The organism is Pasteurella sp. P03HT (genome assembly GCF_054052285.1).
The window spans coordinates 59,900-80,524 of sequence record NZ_JBSIUM010000003.1 but is presented as its reverse complement, the minus strand read 5'-3'; the positions used below and the strand labels follow the sequence as shown (position 1 = coordinate 80,524).

The 20,625-nt window shown below is 39.1% G+C and carries 17 protein-coding genes; 15 read left to right on the top strand and 2 right to left on the bottom strand.

The window, feature by feature from the left end; genetic code table 11:
• Nucleotides 1-28: 28 nt before the first annotated feature.
• The 15 genes from glnB to ACWIT3_RS03580 all read left to right on the top strand — a co-directional run bounded on the left by glnB (nt 29) and on the right by ACWIT3_RS03580 (nt 17,678).
• Nucleotides 29-367, top strand: coding sequence for a nitrogen regulatory protein P-II (glnB, locus tag ACWIT3_RS03650; RefSeq protein ID WP_046338983.1), 339 nt, complete (start codon nt 29-31; stop codon nt 365-367).
• Nucleotides 368-1,621 carry an AI-2E family transporter gene (locus ACWIT3_RS03645; RefSeq protein ID WP_457161459.1) on the top strand — a complete coding sequence of 418 codons (1,254 nt, stop codon included), beginning with the start codon at nt 368-370 and terminating at the stop codon, nt 1,619-1,621.
• A gap of 114 nt (nt 1,622-1,735) precedes the next feature.
• Nucleotides 1,736-4,108, top strand: coding sequence for a tetratricopeptide repeat protein (locus ACWIT3_RS03640; RefSeq protein ID WP_457161458.1), 2,373 nt, complete (start codon nt 1,736-1,738; stop codon nt 4,106-4,108).
• A 180-nt stretch (nt 4,109-4,288) separates the two neighbouring features.
• On the top strand, nt 4,289-5,464 hold the full coding sequence (locus tag ACWIT3_RS03635) for a bifunctional tRNA (adenosine(37)-C2)-methyltransferase TrmG/ribosomal RNA large subunit methyltransferase RlmN (protein ID WP_457161457.1): 1,176 nt from the start codon (nt 4,289-4,291) through the stop codon (nt 5,462-5,464).
• Between the two features lie 34 nt (nt 5,465-5,498).
• Nucleotides 5,499-6,053, top strand: coding sequence for a type IV pilus biogenesis/stability protein PilW (pilW, locus tag ACWIT3_RS03630; protein ID WP_457161456.1), 555 nt, complete (start codon nt 5,499-5,501; stop codon nt 6,051-6,053).
• Between the two features lie 111 nt (nt 6,054-6,164).
• Entirely contained in the window at nt 6,165-7,130 is a 966-nt protein-coding gene (locus ACWIT3_RS03625; RefSeq protein ID WP_457161567.1) for a RodZ domain-containing protein, read from the top strand.
• A gap of 26 nt (nt 7,131-7,156) precedes the next feature.
• Entirely contained in the window at nt 7,157-8,260 is a 1,104-nt protein-coding gene (gene ispG / locus ACWIT3_RS03620; protein ID WP_457161455.1) for a flavodoxin-dependent (E)-4-hydroxy-3-methylbut-2-enyl-diphosphate synthase, read from the top strand.
• A 30-nt stretch (nt 8,261-8,290) separates the two neighbouring features.
• A complete protein-coding gene (gene hisS, locus ACWIT3_RS03615) occupies nt 8,291-9,562 on the top strand; it encodes a histidine--tRNA ligase (RefSeq protein ID WP_457161454.1) in 1,272 nt (423 codons plus the stop codon).
• 18 nt (nt 9,563-9,580) lie between these two features.
• Complete coding sequence (locus ACWIT3_RS03610; RefSeq protein ID WP_457161453.1) at nt 9,581-10,192, top strand: YfgM family protein; 612 nt, start codon at nt 9,581-9,583, stop codon at nt 10,190-10,192.
• A gap of 134 nt (nt 10,193-10,326) precedes the next feature.
• Nucleotides 10,327-11,151, top strand: a complete 825-nt coding sequence (locus tag ACWIT3_RS03605; RefSeq protein WP_457161452.1) for an alpha/beta hydrolase — start codon at nt 10,327-10,329, stop codon at nt 11,149-11,151.
• A gap of 1 nt (nt 11,152) precedes the next feature.
• Nucleotides 11,153-11,893, top strand: a complete 741-nt coding sequence (locus ACWIT3_RS03600; protein WP_457161451.1) for an esterase family protein — start codon at nt 11,153-11,155, stop codon at nt 11,891-11,893.
• Nucleotides 11,894-11,901: 8 nt separating this feature from the next.
• Complete coding sequence (locus ACWIT3_RS03595) at nt 11,902-13,062, top strand: ATP-grasp domain-containing protein (RefSeq protein ID WP_457161450.1); 1,161 nt, start codon at nt 11,902-11,904, stop codon at nt 13,060-13,062.
• Nucleotides 13,063-13,130: 68 nt separating this feature from the next.
• Nucleotides 13,131-13,568 carry a methyltransferase family protein gene (locus ACWIT3_RS03590; protein WP_457161449.1) on the top strand — a complete coding sequence of 146 codons (438 nt, stop codon included), beginning with the start codon at nt 13,131-13,133 and terminating at the stop codon, nt 13,566-13,568.
• 220 nt (nt 13,569-13,788) lie between these two features.
• On the top strand, nt 13,789-17,115 hold the full coding sequence (locus ACWIT3_RS03585; protein ID WP_457161448.1) for an autotransporter outer membrane beta-barrel domain-containing protein: 3,327 nt from the start codon (nt 13,789-13,791) through the stop codon (nt 17,113-17,115).
• A gap of 59 nt (nt 17,116-17,174) precedes the next feature.
• Nucleotides 17,175-17,678 carry an OmpA family protein gene (locus tag ACWIT3_RS03580; protein ID WP_457161447.1) on the top strand — a complete coding sequence of 168 codons (504 nt, stop codon included), beginning with the start codon at nt 17,175-17,177 and terminating at the stop codon, nt 17,676-17,678.
• Nucleotides 17,679-17,762: 84 nt separating this feature from the next.
• On the opposite strand, the gene cpdB is transcribed toward ACWIT3_RS03580, so the two are convergent.
• Together cpdB and sodA are read right to left on the bottom strand one after the other, a co-directional pair.
• Nucleotides 17,763-19,733 (bottom strand): 2',3'-cyclic-nucleotide 2'-phosphodiesterase, encoded by a 1,971-nt coding sequence (gene cpdB, locus ACWIT3_RS03575; protein ID WP_457161446.1) that lies wholly within the window; start codon nt 19,731-19,733, stop codon nt 17,763-17,765.
• Between the two features lie 200 nt (nt 19,734-19,933).
• Nucleotides 19,934-20,569, bottom strand: a complete 636-nt coding sequence (gene sodA / locus ACWIT3_RS03570) for a superoxide dismutase [Mn] (RefSeq protein WP_457161445.1) — start codon at nt 20,567-20,569, stop codon at nt 19,934-19,936.
• Nucleotides 20,570-20,625: the final 56 nt, after the last annotated feature.

Below are 20,625 nucleotides of genomic sequence, written 5' to 3'. Positions count from 1 at the left end.
AAAGTGCGGTTAAACATAGGAAAATTTTATGAAAAAAATCGAAGCAATTATTAAACCTTTCAAACTGGATGATGTGCGTGAAAGTTTGTCAGACATTGGTATTACAGGAATGACCGTCACCGAAGTGCGTGGCTTCGGTCGTCAAAAAGGGCATACCGAGTTATATCGTGGCGCAGAATATATGGTGGATTTTTTGCCGAAAGTGAAAATGGAAATTGTTGTGCCAGATGAACAAGTGGATCAATGTATCGAGGCGATCATTGAAACGGCACAAACTGGCAAAATTGGTGACGGTAAGATTTTTGTTTATGATGTTGAACGTGTGATTCGTATCCGCACAGGCGAAGAAAATGAGGACGCGATTTAAATGATCAAAGTAGAATCCCCGATTCTCAAGGTGCTGGTTGCCTTAGCTTCCATTGTGATTATTTTAGCGGGCGTAAAAGTCGCAAGCGAAATTGCGATTCCATTTTTGCTGTCACTGTTCATCGCAATTATTTGCTCACCGATTATACGCTTTATGACCAGTCGCCGTGTGCCGCATTGGCTGGCAATCACTTTGCTATTAGTGATGATTCTGTTCGTGTTTTTCTTCTTACTGGGCTTAATTAATAGTACCGCACGCGAGTTTACTCAATCGATTCCACAATATCGTATTTTATTATCTGAGCGGATTGCCAGTATTGCGGTGTTAGCGAAGAAATGGAATATTCCTCTGGAGCTTTCCACGGAGCGAACTATGGAATATATGGATCCGAGCGTGATTATGAACCTTGTGAGTAGCACCTTACTGAGTTTCTCTGGCGTAGTGACGAACGTGTTTGTACTGTTCCTTGTGGTGATTTTTATGTTAAGCGAAGCACCATTTGCAAAACATAAATTAGCGTTAGTATTCAGTTCAGATGTCCGCAATATTCACCGCGAAGAACATTATATTAACCGTATTTTGCAAGGCGTGATTAGCTATTTAGGGGTGAAAACCTTAACCAGTTTATTAACTGGGATTTGTGTTTACATCCTACTTGAACTCACTGAGGTGCAATATGCGATTTTATGGGCAACCTTGAGTTTTATTCTAAATTATATTCCTAATATTGGCTCGATCATCGCTGCAGTACCGATTGTCGTTCAAGCCTTATTACTTAACGGTTTTCCAACAGGCTTTGGTGTCGCTATCGGTGTCAGTGCCATTAATATGATTATCGGTAATATTCTGGAACCCAAAATGATGGGACGCACCTTAGGTTTATCCACCCTTGTGGTTTTCCTCTCATTATTATTCTGGGGGTGGTTGCTAGGCACGGTCGGAATGTTGCTTTCTGTGCCACTCACCATGGTCCTCAAAATTGCCCTTGAAGCCAGCCCAGAAACCATTAAATATGCCATTTTATTAGGCGATGTGAAAGACATTAATCGTGAGATTATCGACGCCAAACAAGAAGTCGCCGAGCGAATGAAAGAGCAGGCTGAATGGGAAGAAAATGCGGAAGAAATCGCAGAAGCGATCGCCACTGCAAAAGAAGAAGCCAAAAACGAAGCCATCGCAGGCGTTATCGCTGAAGCAAAAGCCGAAATTGAAGCAGAAATCCAAGCCATCGCCAAAGCCGCAGATCAAAAATAACAAAACTTATTAAAAACACACCGCACTTTTTACTAATAGAGAAAGTGCGGTGTTTGTTTAAAGCCTACCGTTGTGAAAATATCATCTTAAGTCCAAATAATTGAGGGAATAATTATGACTAAATCTGAACAGTATTTTGATGAAGCTATACAAGCATGTGATGATGGAAATTTTGAAAAAGCGATTGAGTTATTCAATAAAATTAATCCGCAAGATAAGACTTACTATTCCCCAGCACAATTTAATTTAGCACTGATTTCCCAAAAAAAAGGGGAGCGGGATAAAGCAATAGAGGCTTATCGTGGTATTTCACATGAAGATAGCCCAGAAGTGTACGCGAAAGCACAATTTAATTTAGCAGGTATTTTTAAAGGAAAAGGTGAGCGGGATAAGACGATAGAGGCTTATCGTGCTATTTCTCGTGAGGATGACCGAGAAATTTACGCAAAAGCACAATTTAATTTAGCAGGTATTTTTAAAGGAAAAGGTGAACAAGATAAAGCGATAGAGGTTTATTGTGCGATTTCACGTGAAGATGATCGAGAAACTTATGCGAAAGCACAATTTAATTTATCAGGTATTTTTAAAGGAAAAGGTGAAAAGGATAAAGCGGTAGAGACTTACCGTACCATTTTACGTGAAGATAGTTCTAGAATTTATGCTTACGCACAATTGGATGTAGCACGTATTTTGATAGAAAAAGGTGAGCAGGAGAAGGCGATAGACGTTTATCGTGCGATTTCACGTGAAGATGATCGAGAAACTTATGCAAAAGCACAATTAAATTTAGCAGGTATTTTTAAAGGAAAAGGTGAACAAGATAAAGCGATAGAAGTTTATTGTGCGATTTCACGTGAGGATGACCGAGAAGCTTATGCGAAAGCACAATTTTATTTAGCACGTATTTGGGAAGAACAAGGTGAAAAGGATAAAGCAGTAGAGACTTACCGTATCATTTTACGTGAAGATAGTTCTAGAATTTATGCTTACGCACAATTGGATGTAGCACGTATTTTTATAGAAAAAGGTGAGCAGGAGAAAGCGATAGAGGCGTATCACGCCATTTCACGTAAAGACAGTCATGAAGTGTATGCGAAAGCACAATTTCATTTAGCACTTATTTTTAAAGAAAAAGGTGAACAGGATAAGGCGATAGCCGCTTATAAGGCTGTTTTGCGTAAAGATAATCCAGAAGCGTATGCGAAAGCACAATTTAATTTGGCATGTCTATATGAAGAAAAAAATAATATTAATAAAGCGATAAAAATATATTCTTCAATAAATAAAAATGATTTTCCGAATGCATACGCTAGGGCACAATTTGTTTTAGGAGGGTTATATAAGTCTCAAAGAAATTTTAAAAAAGCTAAAGAAGCTTATTCAAATGTTTATGATGACAATGAGCCTGCTATATGTTACTTAGCAAGTATAGAAATTTTAATTTTATCTGTGAAAGGAGCTGAAAGAGAGGCTTTAGATGATATATATTCAAATGTTATGAGTATATTGAATATATTGCATGTTACTTTTGATGGCGATACTGAAGATGATTGTAAGCAAGTTGCACATTATACTCGTCCTTCAACAGCGTTGAAATTATTAGGGTTAGATAATACAAACGGAAATTCTAGCTTTAGATTAAGTACAATTCATGGTGTTAATGATCCGACAGAAGGGCATGTCTTGTATAGTTTTCTTCATTTCAAAGATGCACGAGAGCAAAAAGATAATACCGCTTTTATTAGTTGCTTCACTTTTAATCATGATAGCTTAAATCAGTTTCGTTTATATGGTAAAGAGGAGGGGAAAGAGGCGTCTGGTGTTAGTATGGTATTTAATGTTAAAAAATTTTTTAATAATAGCTCAAATGAAATGTTTATTTCTTTTTCAAATGATTTAATAAAAGCTAGTGACATTGAAAACAAACCAGAAGATCAGATTAATAAAAGTAATCATGAAACTTATTTACCTTTATACCGTTGCGTTTATATTGATCCTATTACTGGATATATATCCTTAGCTAAAAGAACAAAAATAACTTTTTTTAGAGAAAATGAGAAAAATTCAGATAGTAGATGGCGTAAGTATCAGAAAAAAATGTTGGAAAAGGAAAAACAAGCTCGAGAATGTTTAAATACAATAAAAGAAACTTTAGATAGTCTTGAAGAAAAAGATAAAGTCAAACTCAAAGAGGCAGTTCAATATATACTATTACCTCTCAAATATTTAGTTAAACATTATGCTTTTGAAGAAGAACAAGAATGTAGAATGATATCAATTCGATCATTAGTTCAAGAAAATGAAAAGATTAAAACAGATATTGCAACCAAATCCATGTATGTGGAATACCCCGTTGATGTGAAAAATGCCATCGAAAAAGTGTATTTATCTGTGGGGGCTAGAGAATACGAGAGCTTTTTTATTAAAGCATTAGGCGACAGTAAAAAGGTGCGCATTTCGGATAATCCTTTCCGAACGAAATTGTAAGATAAAACTTTCCTAAACCACACCGCACTTTTTTCTTTCTCGATCGAGATCGCAAAAAAGTGCGGTGTTTTTTTACAGAGTTTGGTGAAATTGCTAGATTAATGCGTACTAACTCTGTACAATCGCAACTCATTTTTTATAGGCGATTATCAATGCCGCAATGTGTAACAACGAGGCTCTATGTTAGAACAACAAACTTGTGCTGAAAATGCAGTAAAAACTGTTGATGTGTCAGCAGAACCATCGAAAAAAATCAATTTAATGAACTTAACGCGTCAACAAATGCGTGAGTTTTTCAAAGAGTTGGGCGAAAAACCGTTTCGTGCCGATCAATTAGTAAAATGGATTTATCATTTTGGCGAAGATAACTTCGACAATATGACCAATATTAACAAAAAGTTAAGAGATAAATTAAAACAAGTTGCTGAAATTAAAGCACCAGAAGTGGCAGTGGAACAACGCTCTGCAGATGGTACGATCAAATGGGCAATGCAAGTGGGCGATCAGCAAGTGGAAACCGTCTATATTCCAGAAGCGGATCGTGCGACATTATGTGTATCTTCCCAAGTGGGCTGTGCATTAGCTTGTACTTTCTGTTCAACCGCACAACAAGGTTTTAACCGCAACTTAACGGTATCTGAAATTATCGGTCAGGTATGGCGTGCATCAAAAATCATTGGTAACTTTGGTGTGACTGGCGTGCGACCAATCACTAACGTGGTCATGATGGGAATGGGCGAGCCGTTGTTAAACGTGGCAAACGTAGTGCCAGCAATGAAAATTATGCTGGATGATTTTGCTTATGGTTTATCAAAACGTCGTGTCACTCTTTCAACTTCAGGTGTTGTGCCAGCGTTAGATAAATTAAGTGAAATGATTGATGTGGCGCTTGCGATTTCATTACACGCACCTAACGATGAATTGCGTGATGAAATTGTGCCGATTAACAAAAAATATAATATCAAAACTTTGATTGATTCGGTTAATCGTTATTTAAGCGTATCCAATGCGAACCACGGTAAAGTAACGATTGAGTATGTCATGTTGGATCACGTAAACGATGGCGTTGAACATGCTCATCAACTTGCGCAAGTGTTGAAAAATACGCCATGTAAGATCAACTTGATTCCGTGGAACCCGTTCCCAGAAGCACCTTATGCGAAAAGTTCAAATACGCGTATTGACCGTTTCCAAAAAACGTTGATGGAATATGGTTTTACCGTAATTATTCGTAAAACGCGTGGTGACGATATTGATGCGGCTTGTGGTCAGTTAGCAGGAGATGTGATTGACCGTACAAAACGTACTGCGCAGAAAAAGCAATTTGGACAAGAAATTGTGGTGCGTAATCAGTAATTAAGTTTTACATTCACACTAAAAAGGAGAAAAAATGAACCGCACTGTTAAATTATGGCTAGCGATCATGTTTTCTCTTTTTTTCTCAGGCTGTGTTTCTCAACCTAATACTGCAGTATTTAATCCACAGCAAGCAGCAAAAGCACGTATTGAACTGGGATTAGGGTATTTAGCACAGCGTAATTTCGCACAAGCAAAATTAAATTTTGATAAAGCGTTTTCTTATGCGCCTGCATATTATTTAGTCCATTCAGCGCTAGCTTATTTTTATCAAGCACAAGGTGACTTACAGCTTGCAGAACAAGCCTATTTAACGGCAATTAAGTTAGATGATGAACAGGGGGATGTACTGAATAATTATGGTGCTTTTTTATGCCAACAAGGTTTGTTTGAACAAGCGTATCATCAATTTGATCGAGCCTTAAAAACTGCACATTATTATAACCATGCTGACACCTATGAAAATTTTGCGCTTTGTGCGTTTTCTGCAAAGGATAATGCGCGCTATCATCACCATTTGCACAGTTTAACAAAAATCGATCCTAGTAGAGCGGAGCGACTTGTGGGTTTCTTGAAAAGAAATCCATAAATCCGACAAAAACCTGATTTAAGCGCAGTTATCTGGTGAATAGCTATTGCAAAACCCCCCTTACAACTTTAAACTTTACCTCTTGAATTTTGTGTAATGAAATGGTGCGAAATGAATACTGCGATGAATAATCTTGACTCCAACAACGCATTGAGCCTTGGTGAGCAATGTCGACAAGCTCGCGAAGCACGCAATCTCTCTTTAGAAGAGGTGGCGAAAAGAATCGCACTGAGACCCGCCATTTTACAACTTATTGAGAATAATCAGTTCATTCAGCCAGCAATTCCTGCCGCTTTTATGAAAGGATATGTTCGTAATTACGCACGTTTTCTTAAAATACCTGAATCGGTTTGGAAACAAGTAGATTTTGGAGAAGAGCAGAAAAACGATTTAGGGAAAAATGCGCGTGCAACACGTTCAGTCAATCACTATTCCTCACATAATCGTTGGGTCGGTTGGTTGAGTTTATTGGTCGTGTTAATCGTGGCAGGTATGACAGGTCTTTGGTGGTGGGAAAACTATAAACAGTCGAATGCTGAGCGAGAAAGTTTAGTTCAAAGTTATGTCGAAACCACGCCTCATTCATTACCAACGGAATCTGTTGCGTCAATCTCATCCCCTGTTGTGAGTCATCCGATTGAAATTTCAACTGGAATGGAAGCGCCCTCTGTTACCACGCCGCCAGAGTTAACAAAAAATGCTCAGGATAACGTCGCGTTGCCAAATCAAAGTGTAACGTCAGCAGGGGTGTTGCAAGCTGAGATTAATAAATTAAGTGAACGAGTTGAGAAAACATCGGTTGAGCAACCGCCTGTTTCAACAGCGTCAACAATGCCAAGCACGATGCCAGAGTTATATATTGAGGTGACGGGACCGTGTTGGATAAGTGTGCAAAATGAACAAGGAAAAGTATTAGCACAGAAAGAATATAAGCAAGGTGACACACTGAGTTTTAATGAGGGAACAAGCTATTCTCTTATTGTGGGCGCGCCTGGTAATGTCAAAATGGTATATAAAGGCAACGATTATCCCTTAAAAGTTGATGGTCGAGTCGCAAGATTTAAGTTACCACAATAATCTGAAAATAAGGTACCAAGCAGAATATGTTAGCGAAACCCAATATTAAACGTAGAGAGTCAACGAAAATCTATGTCGGCAATGTTGCTGTAGGTGGTGATGCTCCTATTGCGGTGCAATCAATGACCAATACACGTACAACGGATGTTGAGGCAACGGTTGCACAAATTAAAGCGTTAGAGCGTGTCGGTGCGGATATTGTACGTGTTTCTGTTCCGACAATGGATGCAGCCGAAGCCTTTAAGTTGATTAAACAACAAGTGAACGTCCCTTTAGTTGCAGATATTCATTTTGATTATCGTATTGCATTAAAAGTGGCGGAATACGGTGTGGATTGTTTGCGTATTAACCCAGGTAATATTGGTCGCGAGGATCGTATTCGTGCGGTAGTAGATTGTGCGCGCGATAAAAATATTCCAATTCGTATTGGGGTGAATGCGGGATCACTTGAAAAAGATCTGCAAGAAAAATACGGCGAACCGACACCAGAAGCGTTATTAGAGTCGGCTTTACGTCACGTAGAAATTTTGGATCGTTTGAACTTTGATCAGTTCAAGGTGAGTGTTAAAGCATCAGACGTGTTTTTAGCCGTAGAGTCTTATCGTTTACTGGCAAAAGCCATTAAACAGCCTTTGCATTTAGGGATAACTGAAGCGGGCGGTGCGCGTGCAGGAGCGGTGAAAAGTGCGGTCGGTTTAGGGATGCTTTTAGCGGAGGGAATCGGCGATACATTGCGTATTTCATTAGCTGCTGATCCTGTGGAAGAAATTAAAGTAGGCTTTGATATTTTGAAATCACTGCGTATTCGTTCCCGTGGCATTAATTTTATTGCTTGCCCAACGTGCTCACGCCAAGAGTTTGATGTAATTGGTACAGTAAATGCGCTTGAACAGCGCCTTGAAGACATTATTACTCCAATGGATGTGTCAATTATCGGTTGTGTTGTGAATGGTCCAGGTGAAGCGTTAGTTTCCGATTTAGGTGTCACTGGTGGGAATAAGAAAAGTGGTTATTATTTAGCAGGTGAACGCCAAAAAGAACGTTTTGATAACGATGATTTAATTAATCAGTTAGAAGCAAAAATCCGTGCCCGTGTTGCAGCACAGGATCCCAAAAACAGAATTATTTAGAATAACAAGATAAAGAAGTAGGACATTATTGTGGCAAAAACAATTCAAGCAATTCGCGGAATGAATGACTGTTCTCCAACAGAAAGCCCATTATGGCAATGGGTAGAGGGCAAAGTACGGTCAGTTTTAGAATGTTATGGTTATTCAGAAGTACGGATGCCAATTGTCGAAAGTACCCCACTATTTGCGCGTGCAATTGGGGAAGTGACGGATGTGGTGTCAAAAGAAATGTACACCTTTTGGGATAATGATGAACAATTAACATTACGCCCAGAAGGCACAGCAGGCTGTGTACGTGCCGCAATTGAGCATGGCTGGATTTATAACCAAGAACAACGTTTATGGTATATGGGACCGATGTTCCGTCATGAAAGACCACAAAAAGGACGCTATCGCCAGTTCCATCAGGCAGGTGTGGAAGTTTTTGGGATTCCTAATCCAGAAATTGATGCAGAGTTAATTATGTTGACGGCGCGTTTATGGAAAGAATTAGGTATTTTTGATCATGTTACTTTACAGCTTAACTCCATCGGTTCTCTAGAAGCACGTAAAAATTATCGTTCTGCGTTAGTTGAATTTTTACAACAACACGTTGAGTTATTAAGTGACGAAGAAAAAGAACGTTTAGAGAAAAACCCTTTACGTATTTTGGACACCAAAAACCAAGCATTACAAGAAGTGTTAAATGGCGCGCCAAAATTATTAGACTATTTAGATGATGAAAGTCGTGAACACTTTGCACAACTTTGTGCATTGTTAGACGCTGTGGGTATTCAATACGAAATCAACCCTAAATTAGTACGTGGTCTTGATTATTATAATAAAACCGTATTCGAATGGGTCACTTCTGCATTAGGTGCACAAGGTACCGTGTGTGGTGGTGGGCGCTATGATGGTTTAGTGGAGCAGCTAGGTGGGCATGCTACCACGGGGGTGGGGTTTGCGATGGGGCTCGAACGTTTAGTCTTGTTAGTACAAGAAGTGAATACGACAATTGAACTGCCGAAAGCAGTCGATATTTATCTTGTCTATCAAGGTGAAGGAACGACGTTGGTGGCGTTTCAATTGGCAGAAAAACTTCGTTCAGCCTTACCGCACTTACGTACAATGTTGCATTGCAGTGGTGGAAATTTTAAAAAGCAATTCAAACGTGCGGATAAGCATAATGCGACGTTTGCATTAGTGATTGGTGAAAGTGAAGTACAAAATCAACAGGTGGTCGTGAAACACTTACTCGGTGGGGCTGAGCAACAAACCCTTGCATTAGTGGATGTTGTTGATTACATTAAGAACAATTTTTAATCAGGAAGGAAGCATAAAATGGCTTATACTGCGGAAGAAGAACAAGAGTTGAATGAAATTAAAGCGTGGTGGAAAGAGAATTATAAAAGCTTAATTGCCTCTGTGATTGTGGCATTTGCGGGCGTGTTTGGTTGGAATTATTGGCAAACTTATCAAGCGAATAAGATTCAACAAACCTCAGCACATTATGAAATGGCTGTTTATTCGACACAAGATGAAGTGAAAAAACGTGCTCAAATTGAACAGTTTGTCCAAGAAAATGGTAAAACAAGCTATGCGGTCTTAGCCTTACTAGAACAAGCAAAATTAGAAGTCGAGAAGAAGGATTTTGCACAAGCAGAACAATCACTTAAACAAGCGTTAACGCAGTCTTCTGATGAAACTTTGTCTTCTATTGCTGCACTACGTCTGGCTTCTGTGCAATTCCAACAGCAAGCTTTTGATGCGGCGCTAGAAAGTTTGAAACAAGTTAAACAGACAAGCTGGGAGAGTCGTAAACAGTTACTCACTGGTGATATTTTATTAGCCAAAGGTGATAAAGAGGCCGCAAAAGCCAGTTATCAACAGGCACAACAACAAGCTTCGCCATTAGAAGCTCAATGGCTACAAGTGCGGTTAAATAATTTGTAATTTTGATGAATGGACGAAATCCCTAACATAACGTTAGGGATTTTTTTATGTGTGAAAATTGCCTTTCACATCTTGTATTGTTTTTATGCTATATTGCCGTCTTTGTTGTATTGTTATAATGAATGAATTACAAAATGGAAACGCAATTTTATTTACCGCTTGAAAGCCATCAACTTCCTGTTCCTTATCAATCTTGCTCAAGACGAATTCGTGTACTACTGCCCAAAGATTATGCAACACGATTAGAAACATATTATCCCGTAGTGTATATGCATGATGGGCAAAATGTGTTTTATAGTAGAGAGTCCTTCAGTGCATATTCTTGGAAAACGATTCCTCTGATCAAAACGCATGTTGAGTTAGCTGATATGATTATTGTGGGTATTGATAATGATGGTGCGAATCGTGTCAATGAATATTCTCCGTGGCAATTCGACCCTCACGTTTATGTCGGGCAAGATAACATTGGCGGAGAAGGGAAAGCCTATGCTGACTTTGTTGTGAATGTGGTGATGCCTTTCATCAACCAAACGTATCGCACGAAACCACAAAAAGAATATACAGCCATGATCGGTAGCTCATTAGGCGGTAATATTACGCAATTCATGGGGATAGAATATGCCAATCATATTGGTCGCTTAGGCGTATTTTCATCGGCAAGTTGGTTAACCCCAAGGGATTTTCAGATCTATTTTGATCACAATGCGCTAGATTTAACACAGCGAATTTATATTCAAGTGGGTACGCAAGAAGGTGATGATACAGATAGTCAATTTACGACAGGTCACATAAAGCAATTGTATATTGATGCATCATTACGTTATTATCAAACTCTATTAAAAAAAGGAATGCCAATAGAACACATTAAATTAGATATTATTGCTAACGGCATTCACTCAGAAACACAGTGGGCACAACATCTTCCAGATTGTTTATCTTTTTTAAGTAAGGATTGGTAATATGCATTTTGAGCAGTTAAGTCATTATAGTGGTCATCTACAGCGTGAAATGAAATTAAATCGTTATGGTCATGCAGGATTGCCGATTTTAGTGTTTCCTAGTTCTGGGGGAACGCATAATGAGTATGCTGATTTTGGTATGATTGATGCTTGTCAGCAATTTATTCATCAAGGTAAAGTCCAGTTTTTTACGTTATCCAGTGTTGACAGTGAAAGTTGGTTAGCCAACTGGAAGTCGCCACATGATCGCGCACAAATGCACAGTGCATATGAACGATATCTGCTTGAGGAAGCGTTACCTTTTATTAAACATTTGACCCAATTTTTTGGTCCAATGATGGCAACTGGTTGTAGTATGGGCGGTTTTCATGCAGTGAATGCTTTTTTGCAACATCCTGATGTATTTAATAAAGTCATTGCGTTAAGTGGGGTGTACGATGTACGTTATTTTGTCGGGGAGTACGGGGATGATCCTTTAGTGTACCGCAATTCACCGAGTCAAAATTTGTGGATGCAACAAGACGAATGGTTTTTAAATCACTATCGTGCGGCAGAGATTGTGATTTGCACGGGGCAAGGTGCATGGGAACAAGATGGATTACCTTCATTTTATGCGTTACAACATGCTTTTGCTGAGAAAAATATTCCTGCTTGGTTTGATGTGTGGGGACAGGATGTCGCACATGATTGGGATTGGTGGCGTATTCAAATGCCTTACTTTTTAAATAAACTCAATTTTTAGGAGGTCCTATGAATTACATTGTGATTTCACCTTACTATCCTGCTAACTTCCAAACCTTTCCAATTAAAATGCATGAGTTAGGTATCAATGTATTAGGGATAGGACAAGAGCCTTATGAGCAGTTACCTGAGAATTTACGTGCATCGTTAACGGAATATTTCAGAGTCAATAATTTGGAAGATATTGATGAAGTGAAACGAGCAGTCGCCTTTTTATTTTATAAACATGGTCCGATTGATCGCATTGAGTCACAAAATGAATATTGGTTAAATAATGACGTCTTGCTACGTGAACAATTTAATGTCTTTGGTTTGAAATCAGCGGATTTGCTCAAAACAAAACGCAAATCTGAAATGAAAAAAATCTTTCAATCCATTCCTGTTCCTGTTGTAGAAGGCGCATTGATTCGAACACCAGACGAGTTAGCGCGTGCGGTTAAAAAATTAGGGTTACCTTTAATTGCTAAACCCGATATTGGTGTGGGGGCAGGAGGCACATTTAAATTAGCCTCGAAACAAGATGTATCTGATTTTAAACAGCAATGGCAGGGGCAAGATTATTTCTTAGAGCCATTTGTTGAAGGCGACATTATTACCTATGACGGGTTGCTTGATCAACAAGGTAACATTTTATTTGAAACCAGTTTGGTGTATACCGTTAGTCCAATGGAATTGTTTAAACGAACACATGATATTGGCTACTATGTTGTCAAACATGCGGATGAAAAATTAAAAAAATATGGTCGTGCGATTACACAGGCGTTTGGGATGAAAGAGCGCTTTTTCCATTTGGAATTTTTTAGATTACCGAATGATGAGTATGTGGTGATTGAATATAACAACCGTCCACCAGGTTCTTATATTTTGGATATCTATAATATGGCATACCAAATTGATTTATATAAAGAATATGGTAAGGCTGTGCTCGGTGGTCATGAAAAAGTGGCTGTATTTGATGAAACAGTTTGTGTCGCACAATCAAGACGTTATGATATTGCCTATCGCTATTCAGATGAGGAAATTTATCAGCGTTATGGGCAATATATTATGGCAAAACTTGAAACGCCGCGCGCGTTTGCTGATTTACAAGGTGATGTTGTGTATATTGTGAAAGCAGATACGCAAGCGTTAGCGGATGAAGTCATGCAAGCCATTTATTTACGTGCTTAAAAAACGACATGCCCAAGTGAAATTGGGCATGTGTATTTCTAAACCGTTTTTTCTTGAGATTGATGTTTATGCGATTGACACTTCCCCCTCCCGTTCTGTTCCTTGGGTGTGCGCTAGCAATGTGGTTTGTGCCACCGTTTTATGTGTTTCCTCGTTATTGGATCATGATTTTGCTGTTGTGTGGAGCGAGTGCGGGCATCGCACTGATGAGCTTATGGCAATTTATGCAAGCGAACACTACGGTGAGCCCTTTTTCTCCAGAAAAAAGTACTGCATTAGTGACGAATGGCGTCTATCGCATCAGTCGCAATCCCATGTATTTAAGTTTAGCCTTGTTGCTCTTAGCTTGGGCGTTATGGTTAGGCAGCTTAAGTGCGGTCATCTTGTTTATGCTGTTTATTTTGTTAATGACTGAAATGCAAATTAAGCGAGAAGAATTAGCGTTAGAGAAATTATTTGGTGCGACATATGTTACTTATAAACAACGAGTACGACGTTGGTTATGAGCCTATCGAGCAAGTAAAAGCGACGTGTTATGCACGTCGCTTTTTTTGTTTAGTCTACTGCATATTGTCAATAGAAGCTCATGTTATGTGAGTATTCTTGTTCAAAATCAGAACGTTTTGATTGATAAGTGTTCTATAAGGTGGTAAAAATAACACATAATGTATAAGTATTTACATTTATATGCTTTTTATCGATAAGACTAAAATAGGACATTGAATTATGAATCGAATTTTTAAATCCAAATGGTGTGCTGCTACACAAAGTTATGTCGCATGCTCAGAATTAGCAAAACGTGCGGGGAAACTGGCTAAGGTTGGAGCTGTGGCTATTTGCGGCTTTTTAGGCTCAAATGCATGGGCACAAGAGTGTACTTTAGTTGATGCTTCTGGTCAAATTAAAGTAGCCTCAGGTGTAGAATGTGATGTAAGTGGTGCTAAAGATATTAGTGTGGATGCGAAAAATGCTGTTTCTGTTGAAGGTATTGTAAACAGTAATAATGCTGTTTTAAATATTGCGACTCAATCAAATGAGAATACTTATGAGCCAACAGGTATGTCTGTATCTGGCGATAAGGCTATGGTAAAAGGTGAGGCATTAAGTATTAATATTTCACCGAAAGAAACAGGAAAGAATGTTTATAATGCTGGGGTAAGGGTCATTAATGGTGGAACGGTTGCTCTTGATACTTTAAATATAAAAACTGTAGACGAATTAGAAGTTGATAGAGTAGGTGGTGTTGATAATGCTACTTACGGTATTCAAATTGGCACAGGAATTAATTGGGCAGATGCTTCTAAAGACAAAACGTCTAAGGTTATTGTTAATAACGCAAATATTGAAGTAACGACCACTGAGAATTCTAGAAAAGCTGGTTGGTATAAAAAACTTCCAATTTTTGGCGAGTCTAAGATTTTTGACGTTTTTCATCAATTATCTGGAGTCCGTTTGATTAGACGAGCTAATGAAAGTTCAACTCCATACTTTGAATCAAAACAGAAATTAAACATTTATGTACATGATAATACAGCACAAAAGAATGTTGCGGATTACTTAGTGGGTATTTATATTTCAGGTAAAGATGCCAAAGCAGTATTAAATGATTCTGAAATTAAAATTGAAGGTTCTGGTAGAAATTCGTCAGCCTTGAAAATTGGTAAAGTACGTGAAGTAGGTTCAGGAAATGGAGTTATTGAATCTAAAGGACACATGGTGCTTAATACTGAAAATGCAAAATTGGCTCCTACAGTTCGTTTACTTGGAGAAGGTTCTGTATTAAAAGCTGATTTTGAGAATAGTAGTTCAGAAATCAAATCTGCAAGCAATGCTATCTTGTATGCAACTCAAGATTTCCGTTTTTCTGGTGGATTTGGAGGGGTTTCAGGTAATTCCGATGGTAAAGGACAAGAAGTTGCATTGAAAAATGCAGTTATTACTACAACCTCAAATGAAGATTCACTCATTAAAGTTGAATCTAAATCGGTATATGAGACTGGAAATAGCTATTATCAAGATTACAATGTTTATAATGGTAACTTTGCCGTTACTGAAGCAAAATTTACTTTAACAGGTGAAAAGTCTGTGGCTACTGCTGCGAAAGATGGTTGGTTGATTGAAGTGGAAGGAATAAAAAATAAACCATCTGATTTAGCAGTCACTGTGAGTGACAAAGCGAAAGTAATAGGATTAGTTGATAAAAAATTTGCTTCAAAATTAGAGATGATGTTAGATGATGGAGCAGCTTGGACTTTATCTCGGAAAGGTAAAACTCATATTTCTAAACTAAATAATCTGGCTTTATTAAATGGTTCTGTATTAGATGCAACGACCATATCTTCTCTCTCTCAGTCAGAGCTGAATAAACAAGTAGAGGATGCTGAATTAGCTCTGAAAAAAGCACAAAAATTAACTAAGGGATGGCTTGAGGAAGATGACGATTATCGTGTAAGAAAAGCCAAAGCAATTACTGATGCAGAATTAAGTCTAGAGAAAGCGAAACAAGCCAAAAATCAAGGTGAAAAAAATAATGCAGAATATGTATTAAAATTGACAAGTGATGGTACAAAAACAGATGGCGCTTTAATCAATGGTGGTATTATCACCATGGATAATGGCTCACATAATGATGTGTTAACCTTAGAAGGTAGTTATGTAGCAAAACCAGGTGCAACCTTGAAAATCAATACCTTATGGAATACTCCTGGGGATGAAAACGGCATCAATTCTGAATCCGATTTATTTGACATCAAAGGTTCAGCTAAAGGTAAAACACAGGTGTTCTCAAGAACCGCTAATACTCATCAACATGATTTGATTGACGGTACTATTGGTAGTATTGCGAAAGATTTGAATACTAACAGTGCACCGATTATCCGTATTCATGATCCAGATAACAGTGATCATCACGCCTTTGTGGGTATAGCGAAAACAACGGGTGCGGGTCAATTGCAACTGAAAGAAGTGGACAAAGTGGAACAAACAGGCGGCAAAGTACGTGAATATGTATGGACCCTAACAGTTGCGAATACTGATCAGCCAATTTTAGAGGAAACTATTCCAAGCTATGCTCAAATGCCATTAGTGAACTTAGAGCAAGGTTATTCCACCCTCAGCACATTACATAGCCGCCGTGGCGAAAACCAAGTATATGGTTGGGACTACTGTGGTAGCTGCGGTAATGATGTCACAGGTCAAAGCTGGGGACGCGTATCAGGTTCACACTTACATATTCAAGGTAAAACGCGTTTAGGTTATGACGCAGAGATGTACAGTGCACAAGTGGGTTATGACTTTGCGGTACAAAGAACAGAGTCGAAAGGTCACCATGTGACAGGGGTATATGCGGCGTATACACGAGCGAACGCAGACTTCTTTGATGATTTACGAGCGGAGAATGCGTTAGTTTTAGCCGATAAGTACGTAGGTAAAGGAAAAGCGACAGGTTGGGGATTAGGGTTGAGCCATACACGTTATGCGGCGAATGGCAGTTATTTAGACTTAGGAGGTCAAGTGACATTCTTGAGTAATAAATATACATCCCGTGATTTATTAGAAGCGAAGAACAAAGGGGTAAGTTACCTTGTTTCAGCGGAAGTGGGTCGTCCATTTGCATTAGGTAAACACGAGAAGAACCAAGCGGGTTGGTTACTTGAGCCACAAGCACAATTAAGCTATCAATATTTAGATATGAAGGGCTTTAATGATGGAGAGCGTCAAGTTGAGCAAGGAGATGTGCATGGTTTACGTGGACGGGTAGGTGCGAGATTGGCGTATAACCAACCAGCAGGTTATGAAAACTTACGTACGAAGACATTCTATGTGACAGCGAACTTATTACATGACTTTAATAATGCGAAAGCGGTGAAGATTGGAGAAGATAAAGTTCGAGATAAATATGAGAAGACGTGGTGGGATATTGGTTTAGGAATTCAACACCCAGTAGGTCAGAATGCGTATGTTTATTTAGATGTGAACTACGAGGGTAACTTTACGGGAGAAAGAAGACGTGAAGGTTACCGTGGTGCGATTGGTTTGAAATATAACTGGTAATCATGATTGAATAAGGGAGGGGGTATTTTCCTCCCTTTTAAAGAAAAGGAAAAAGTAGCATGAAGAATATGATGAAATTAGCCTTGATTTCGGCAGGGTTGTTGAGTTTATCGGCGTGTTCTCAATTACGAGATGTTGAGCATCAATGGTGTGGAGCGGAGTCGGTGAAACAGGAAGAGGTCAACTTATCTGCGGATGCGTTGTTTAAGTTTGGCAAATCGAACTTACATGAGTTATTACCGTCAGGTAAGGCGGAATTAGACCAATTAGTACGTAAGTTACATAGTCAGTATTTGAAGCTTGATGGCATTCACTTGATAGGGCATACGGACCGTTTGGGTAGTGATAAGTTTAACTATGATTTAGGTTTACGCCGAGCGAATACGGTGAAAGCGTATTTAGAGCAATCGAATGTGATGGCGCCGATTTCGGTGGAAAGTGCGGGTGAATCGATGCCGGTGACGAAGGATTGTGTGGGGAATAAGTCGACGGCGGAGTTGAGGGCGTGTTTACAGCCGGATAGACGCGTCGTGATTAAGATACATGGAGTGAGCACGAAATAAGTGCGGTCTGATGTGATAAAGAAAAGCAACGTCATAGTACGTTGCTTTTTTTATTGCTTTTTTGTTTTCACTGAGAGTGATGAATTATTGAGTTAAATCCACTTGGTAAACAGCAAATCCAACATCATCCATCCCTACTAATTTTACCGGATATTGTGATTTTTCTTGAATGAATTGTTTTGCTTTTTCACTTGGTGAGGTTTCAAAGCGGATATCTAATTTAGCCTTGGTATTGATCGGGGCAATACGCCAATTTTTATCCGCACTTGGACGAACCTGACCTTGTGCTTTACTTTCGGATGAAATGTAATTCGCAAGAATTTGGCGGTTTTCATCAGGCGCAGCAAAGACAATGTGACTATCTCCAGTGCCTGGGAATTTTGCGCCATAAGCACGATAGTTATTGGTTGCAATCAAGAATTCCGCTTTAGGATCAACAGGTTTACCTTGATAAGCTAAATTAATCACGCGTGAACTATTTTCATTAATTAATTTACAATCACCGTCATAGCGTGCTGGTTTTGTGATATCAAATTGATAAGTCACCCCATCGATGACATCAAAATTGTAGGTACGGAAGCCAGTCCAATCGAGTAAGCTTTGTGGCTGTTCATGAGTAGGGTCAATTTGTTTAAACATCCCTGCACTACATTCTAGCCATTCTTTTAATTCTGCACCGCTGACTTTAACCACGACCAAAGTGTTTGGATAGAGGTATAAGTCGGCTGCATTGCGGAACGTAAGATCACCTTTATTGACTTCAGTATAGCCAGTCGGATCGTTTTTACGCCCACCTGCTTTGAATGGTGCACCTGCACTCAATACAGGCAATCCTGCGAGTTCTGGTATGCCTTTGATGACATTTTCAACATAGGCTTTTTGTGCTTGGTTAACAATTTGTACCGTTGGGTCATCTTGAACTAAAGCTAAATAACTGTACATATTGTCATCTGCTTTACCAATAGGTTGGGACACGAATTCACGTGTTGCCTCATGAACGGGTGCAAGAAGTGCGGCAATTTCTGGGTGATTTTCTACGGTAGCTTTTTTCGTTTCCGCATCATAAATTGGGCGTAATTCTGCTTTGCCATCGGTCACTAGCCATTTACCATTGACTTGTGAAAGTGTTAAGTCAACAACGCTAATATTGTTTCCCCAATACCCAGCCATGCTTTCAGGTACGCCTTTGACGGTTCCTTTAACCAGATCCACATGAGCTGATTTTGAAAATTCTTTATTTGGGAAGAGACGGTGAGCGTGACCAAAGATAATGGCATCTAAACCTTTGACATCGGCAAGATGGAAAGCCGCATTTTCTTCGCCTTCTTGATATGGTTCATCAGATGGACCTGTATGTGCTAAAGCGATGATAATGTCAGCGCCTTTTTCTTTTAAAATTGGAACGTATTTTTCAGCGGTTTTTTTAATATCATGAGCGAGGACTTTACCGTCAAGGTTCGCTTTATCCCAAATCATCACTTGTGGAGGAACAAACCCCACATAACCAATTTTAATGGTTTGTTGTTGACCTTGTGTATCCACGACCGCTTTTTCTTGGATGAAATAAGGTTGGTAACGGGGTTCACCTGAATCGGCTTTGACGACGTTTGCATTGATAATAGGGAACTTAGCTTGGCGAATTGCCGTATCAAGATACGTTAATCCATAGTTAAATTCATGGTTTCCTAGTGTTCCAACATCATATTGCATGGCATTGAGTGCATCGATAGCGGGATTGGATTGACCAGCTTTGTAGCCTTTGGCCGCTTGATAGTCTGCAATAGGGTTCCCTTGGATTAAGTCACCATTATCCACTAGGACACTGTTTTTCACTTCGCTGCGAGCCTGTTTGATCAGGGATGCGGTACGCGTGAAACCAAATTTGTCCGTAGGGGCATCTTTATAGTAATCGAAATCGGTTAAAAAACTGTGTACATCTGTCGTAGCGATCACTCGTAATGAAACTGTATGTTGTGTCGCAGCAGAAGCATATCTAGAAGCAGTAAATGTTAAGATACTGCAGGCACCTAATTGTAGAAAGCGTCTTCTATCCATTATGACTCCTTAATTAGTAAGTAAGAAAAATTGGGGGTATTTATTCTAGAAAAATTTACGTTGAGGCTCTACTGATTTTGAGTGAGAGAATGTGATCTCTTTCATAAAATACAGAAAAATGTGCGGGCGGTTTTAGTAAATTCTAGTCAAAAAACACACCCCTCTCATTGAGGGGCGTGTCAAGAATGAGTGAAGTGAGGTTATTTGCAGTGTTGTGCTTTTTTCTCAAAGCGTTCTGCAACGAAATCCCAGTTCACAACGTGCCAGAATTCTTTAATGTAATCTGGACGACGGTTTTGGAATTTCAAGTAGTACGCGTGTTCCCATACGTCTAAGCCTAATAACGGATAGCCTTCACAGCCAGCAATTTCTTTACCCATTACTGGAGAGTCTTGGTTTGCTGTTGAAACTACGGCTAATTTGCCATCCGCTTGTAAGACTAACCACGCCCAGCCAGAACCAAAGCGTGTTGCTGCTGCTTTTTCAAATTCAGCCTGGAATGCTTCAACTGAACCAAAGTCACGTTCGATCGCTTCTTTTAATGCACCTTTTAATGTTGTGCCTTTTTTCAAGCTTTTCCAGAATAATGAGTGGTTTAAGTGACCGCCTGCGTTATTGCGTAATGCAGTGAATTTATCCGCAGGGACGAGTGATAATTTGCTAAGTAACTCACCAGGACAAGCACTCGCAAACTCAGGTAAATTCTCTAATGCAGCATTGGCATTATTTACATAAGCTTGGTGGTGTTTAGTATGGTGAATTTCCATGGTCATCGCATCGAAATGCGGTTCTAGTGCATCGTAGGCATAGCCTAATTCAGGTAGAGTGTAAGCCATAGTTGTTTCCTTAATTGAATAAAAGTAATAAAGGCAAATTGCCAAAAAGGTGATAA

Bases quoted from the DNA above. Each gene is read 5' to 3' on its own strand.
- glnB (WP_046338983.1), top strand. From the start codon at position 29: ATGAAAAAAATCGAAGCAATTATTAAACCTTTCAAACTGGATGATGTG.
- ACWIT3_RS03645 (WP_457161459.1), top strand. From the start codon at position 368: ATGATCAAAGTAGAATCCCCGATTCTCAAGGTGCTGGTTGCCTTAGCT.
- ACWIT3_RS03640 (WP_457161458.1), top strand. From the start codon at position 1,736: ATGACTAAATCTGAACAGTATTTTGATGAAGCTATACAAGCATGTGAT.
- ACWIT3_RS03635 (WP_457161457.1), top strand. From the start codon at position 4,289: ATGTTAGAACAACAAACTTGTGCTGAAAATGCAGTAAAAACTGTTGAT.
- pilW (WP_457161456.1), top strand. From the start codon at position 5,499: ATGAACCGCACTGTTAAATTATGGCTAGCGATCATGTTTTCTCTTTTT.
- ACWIT3_RS03625 (WP_457161567.1), top strand. From the start codon at position 6,165: ATGAATACTGCGATGAATAATCTTGACTCCAACAACGCATTGAGCCTT.
- ispG (WP_457161455.1), top strand. From the start codon at position 7,157: ATGTTAGCGAAACCCAATATTAAACGTAGAGAGTCAACGAAAATCTAT.
- ACWIT3_RS03610 (WP_457161453.1), top strand. From the start codon at position 9,581: ATGGCTTATACTGCGGAAGAAGAACAAGAGTTGAATGAAATTAAAGCG.
- ACWIT3_RS03605 (WP_457161452.1), top strand. From the start codon at position 10,327: ATGGAAACGCAATTTTATTTACCGCTTGAAAGCCATCAACTTCCTGTT.
- ACWIT3_RS03600 (WP_457161451.1), top strand. From the start codon at position 11,153: ATGCATTTTGAGCAGTTAAGTCATTATAGTGGTCATCTACAGCGTGAA.
- ACWIT3_RS03595 (WP_457161450.1), top strand. From the start codon at position 11,902: ATGAATTACATTGTGATTTCACCTTACTATCCTGCTAACTTCCAAACC.
- ACWIT3_RS03590 (WP_457161449.1), top strand. From the start codon at position 13,131: ATGCGATTGACACTTCCCCCTCCCGTTCTGTTCCTTGGGTGTGCGCTA.
- ACWIT3_RS03585 (WP_457161448.1), top strand. From the start codon at position 13,789: ATGAATCGAATTTTTAAATCCAAATGGTGTGCTGCTACACAAAGTTAT.
- ACWIT3_RS03580 (WP_457161447.1), top strand. From the start codon at position 17,175: ATGAAGAATATGATGAAATTAGCCTTGATTTCGGCAGGGTTGTTGAGT.
- cpdB (WP_457161446.1), bottom strand. From the start codon at position 19,733: ATGGATAGAAGACGCTTTCTACAATTAGGTGCCTGCAGTATCTTAACA.
- sodA (WP_457161445.1), bottom strand. From the start codon at position 20,569: ATGGCTTACACTCTACCTGAATTAGGCTATGCCTACGATGCACTAGAA.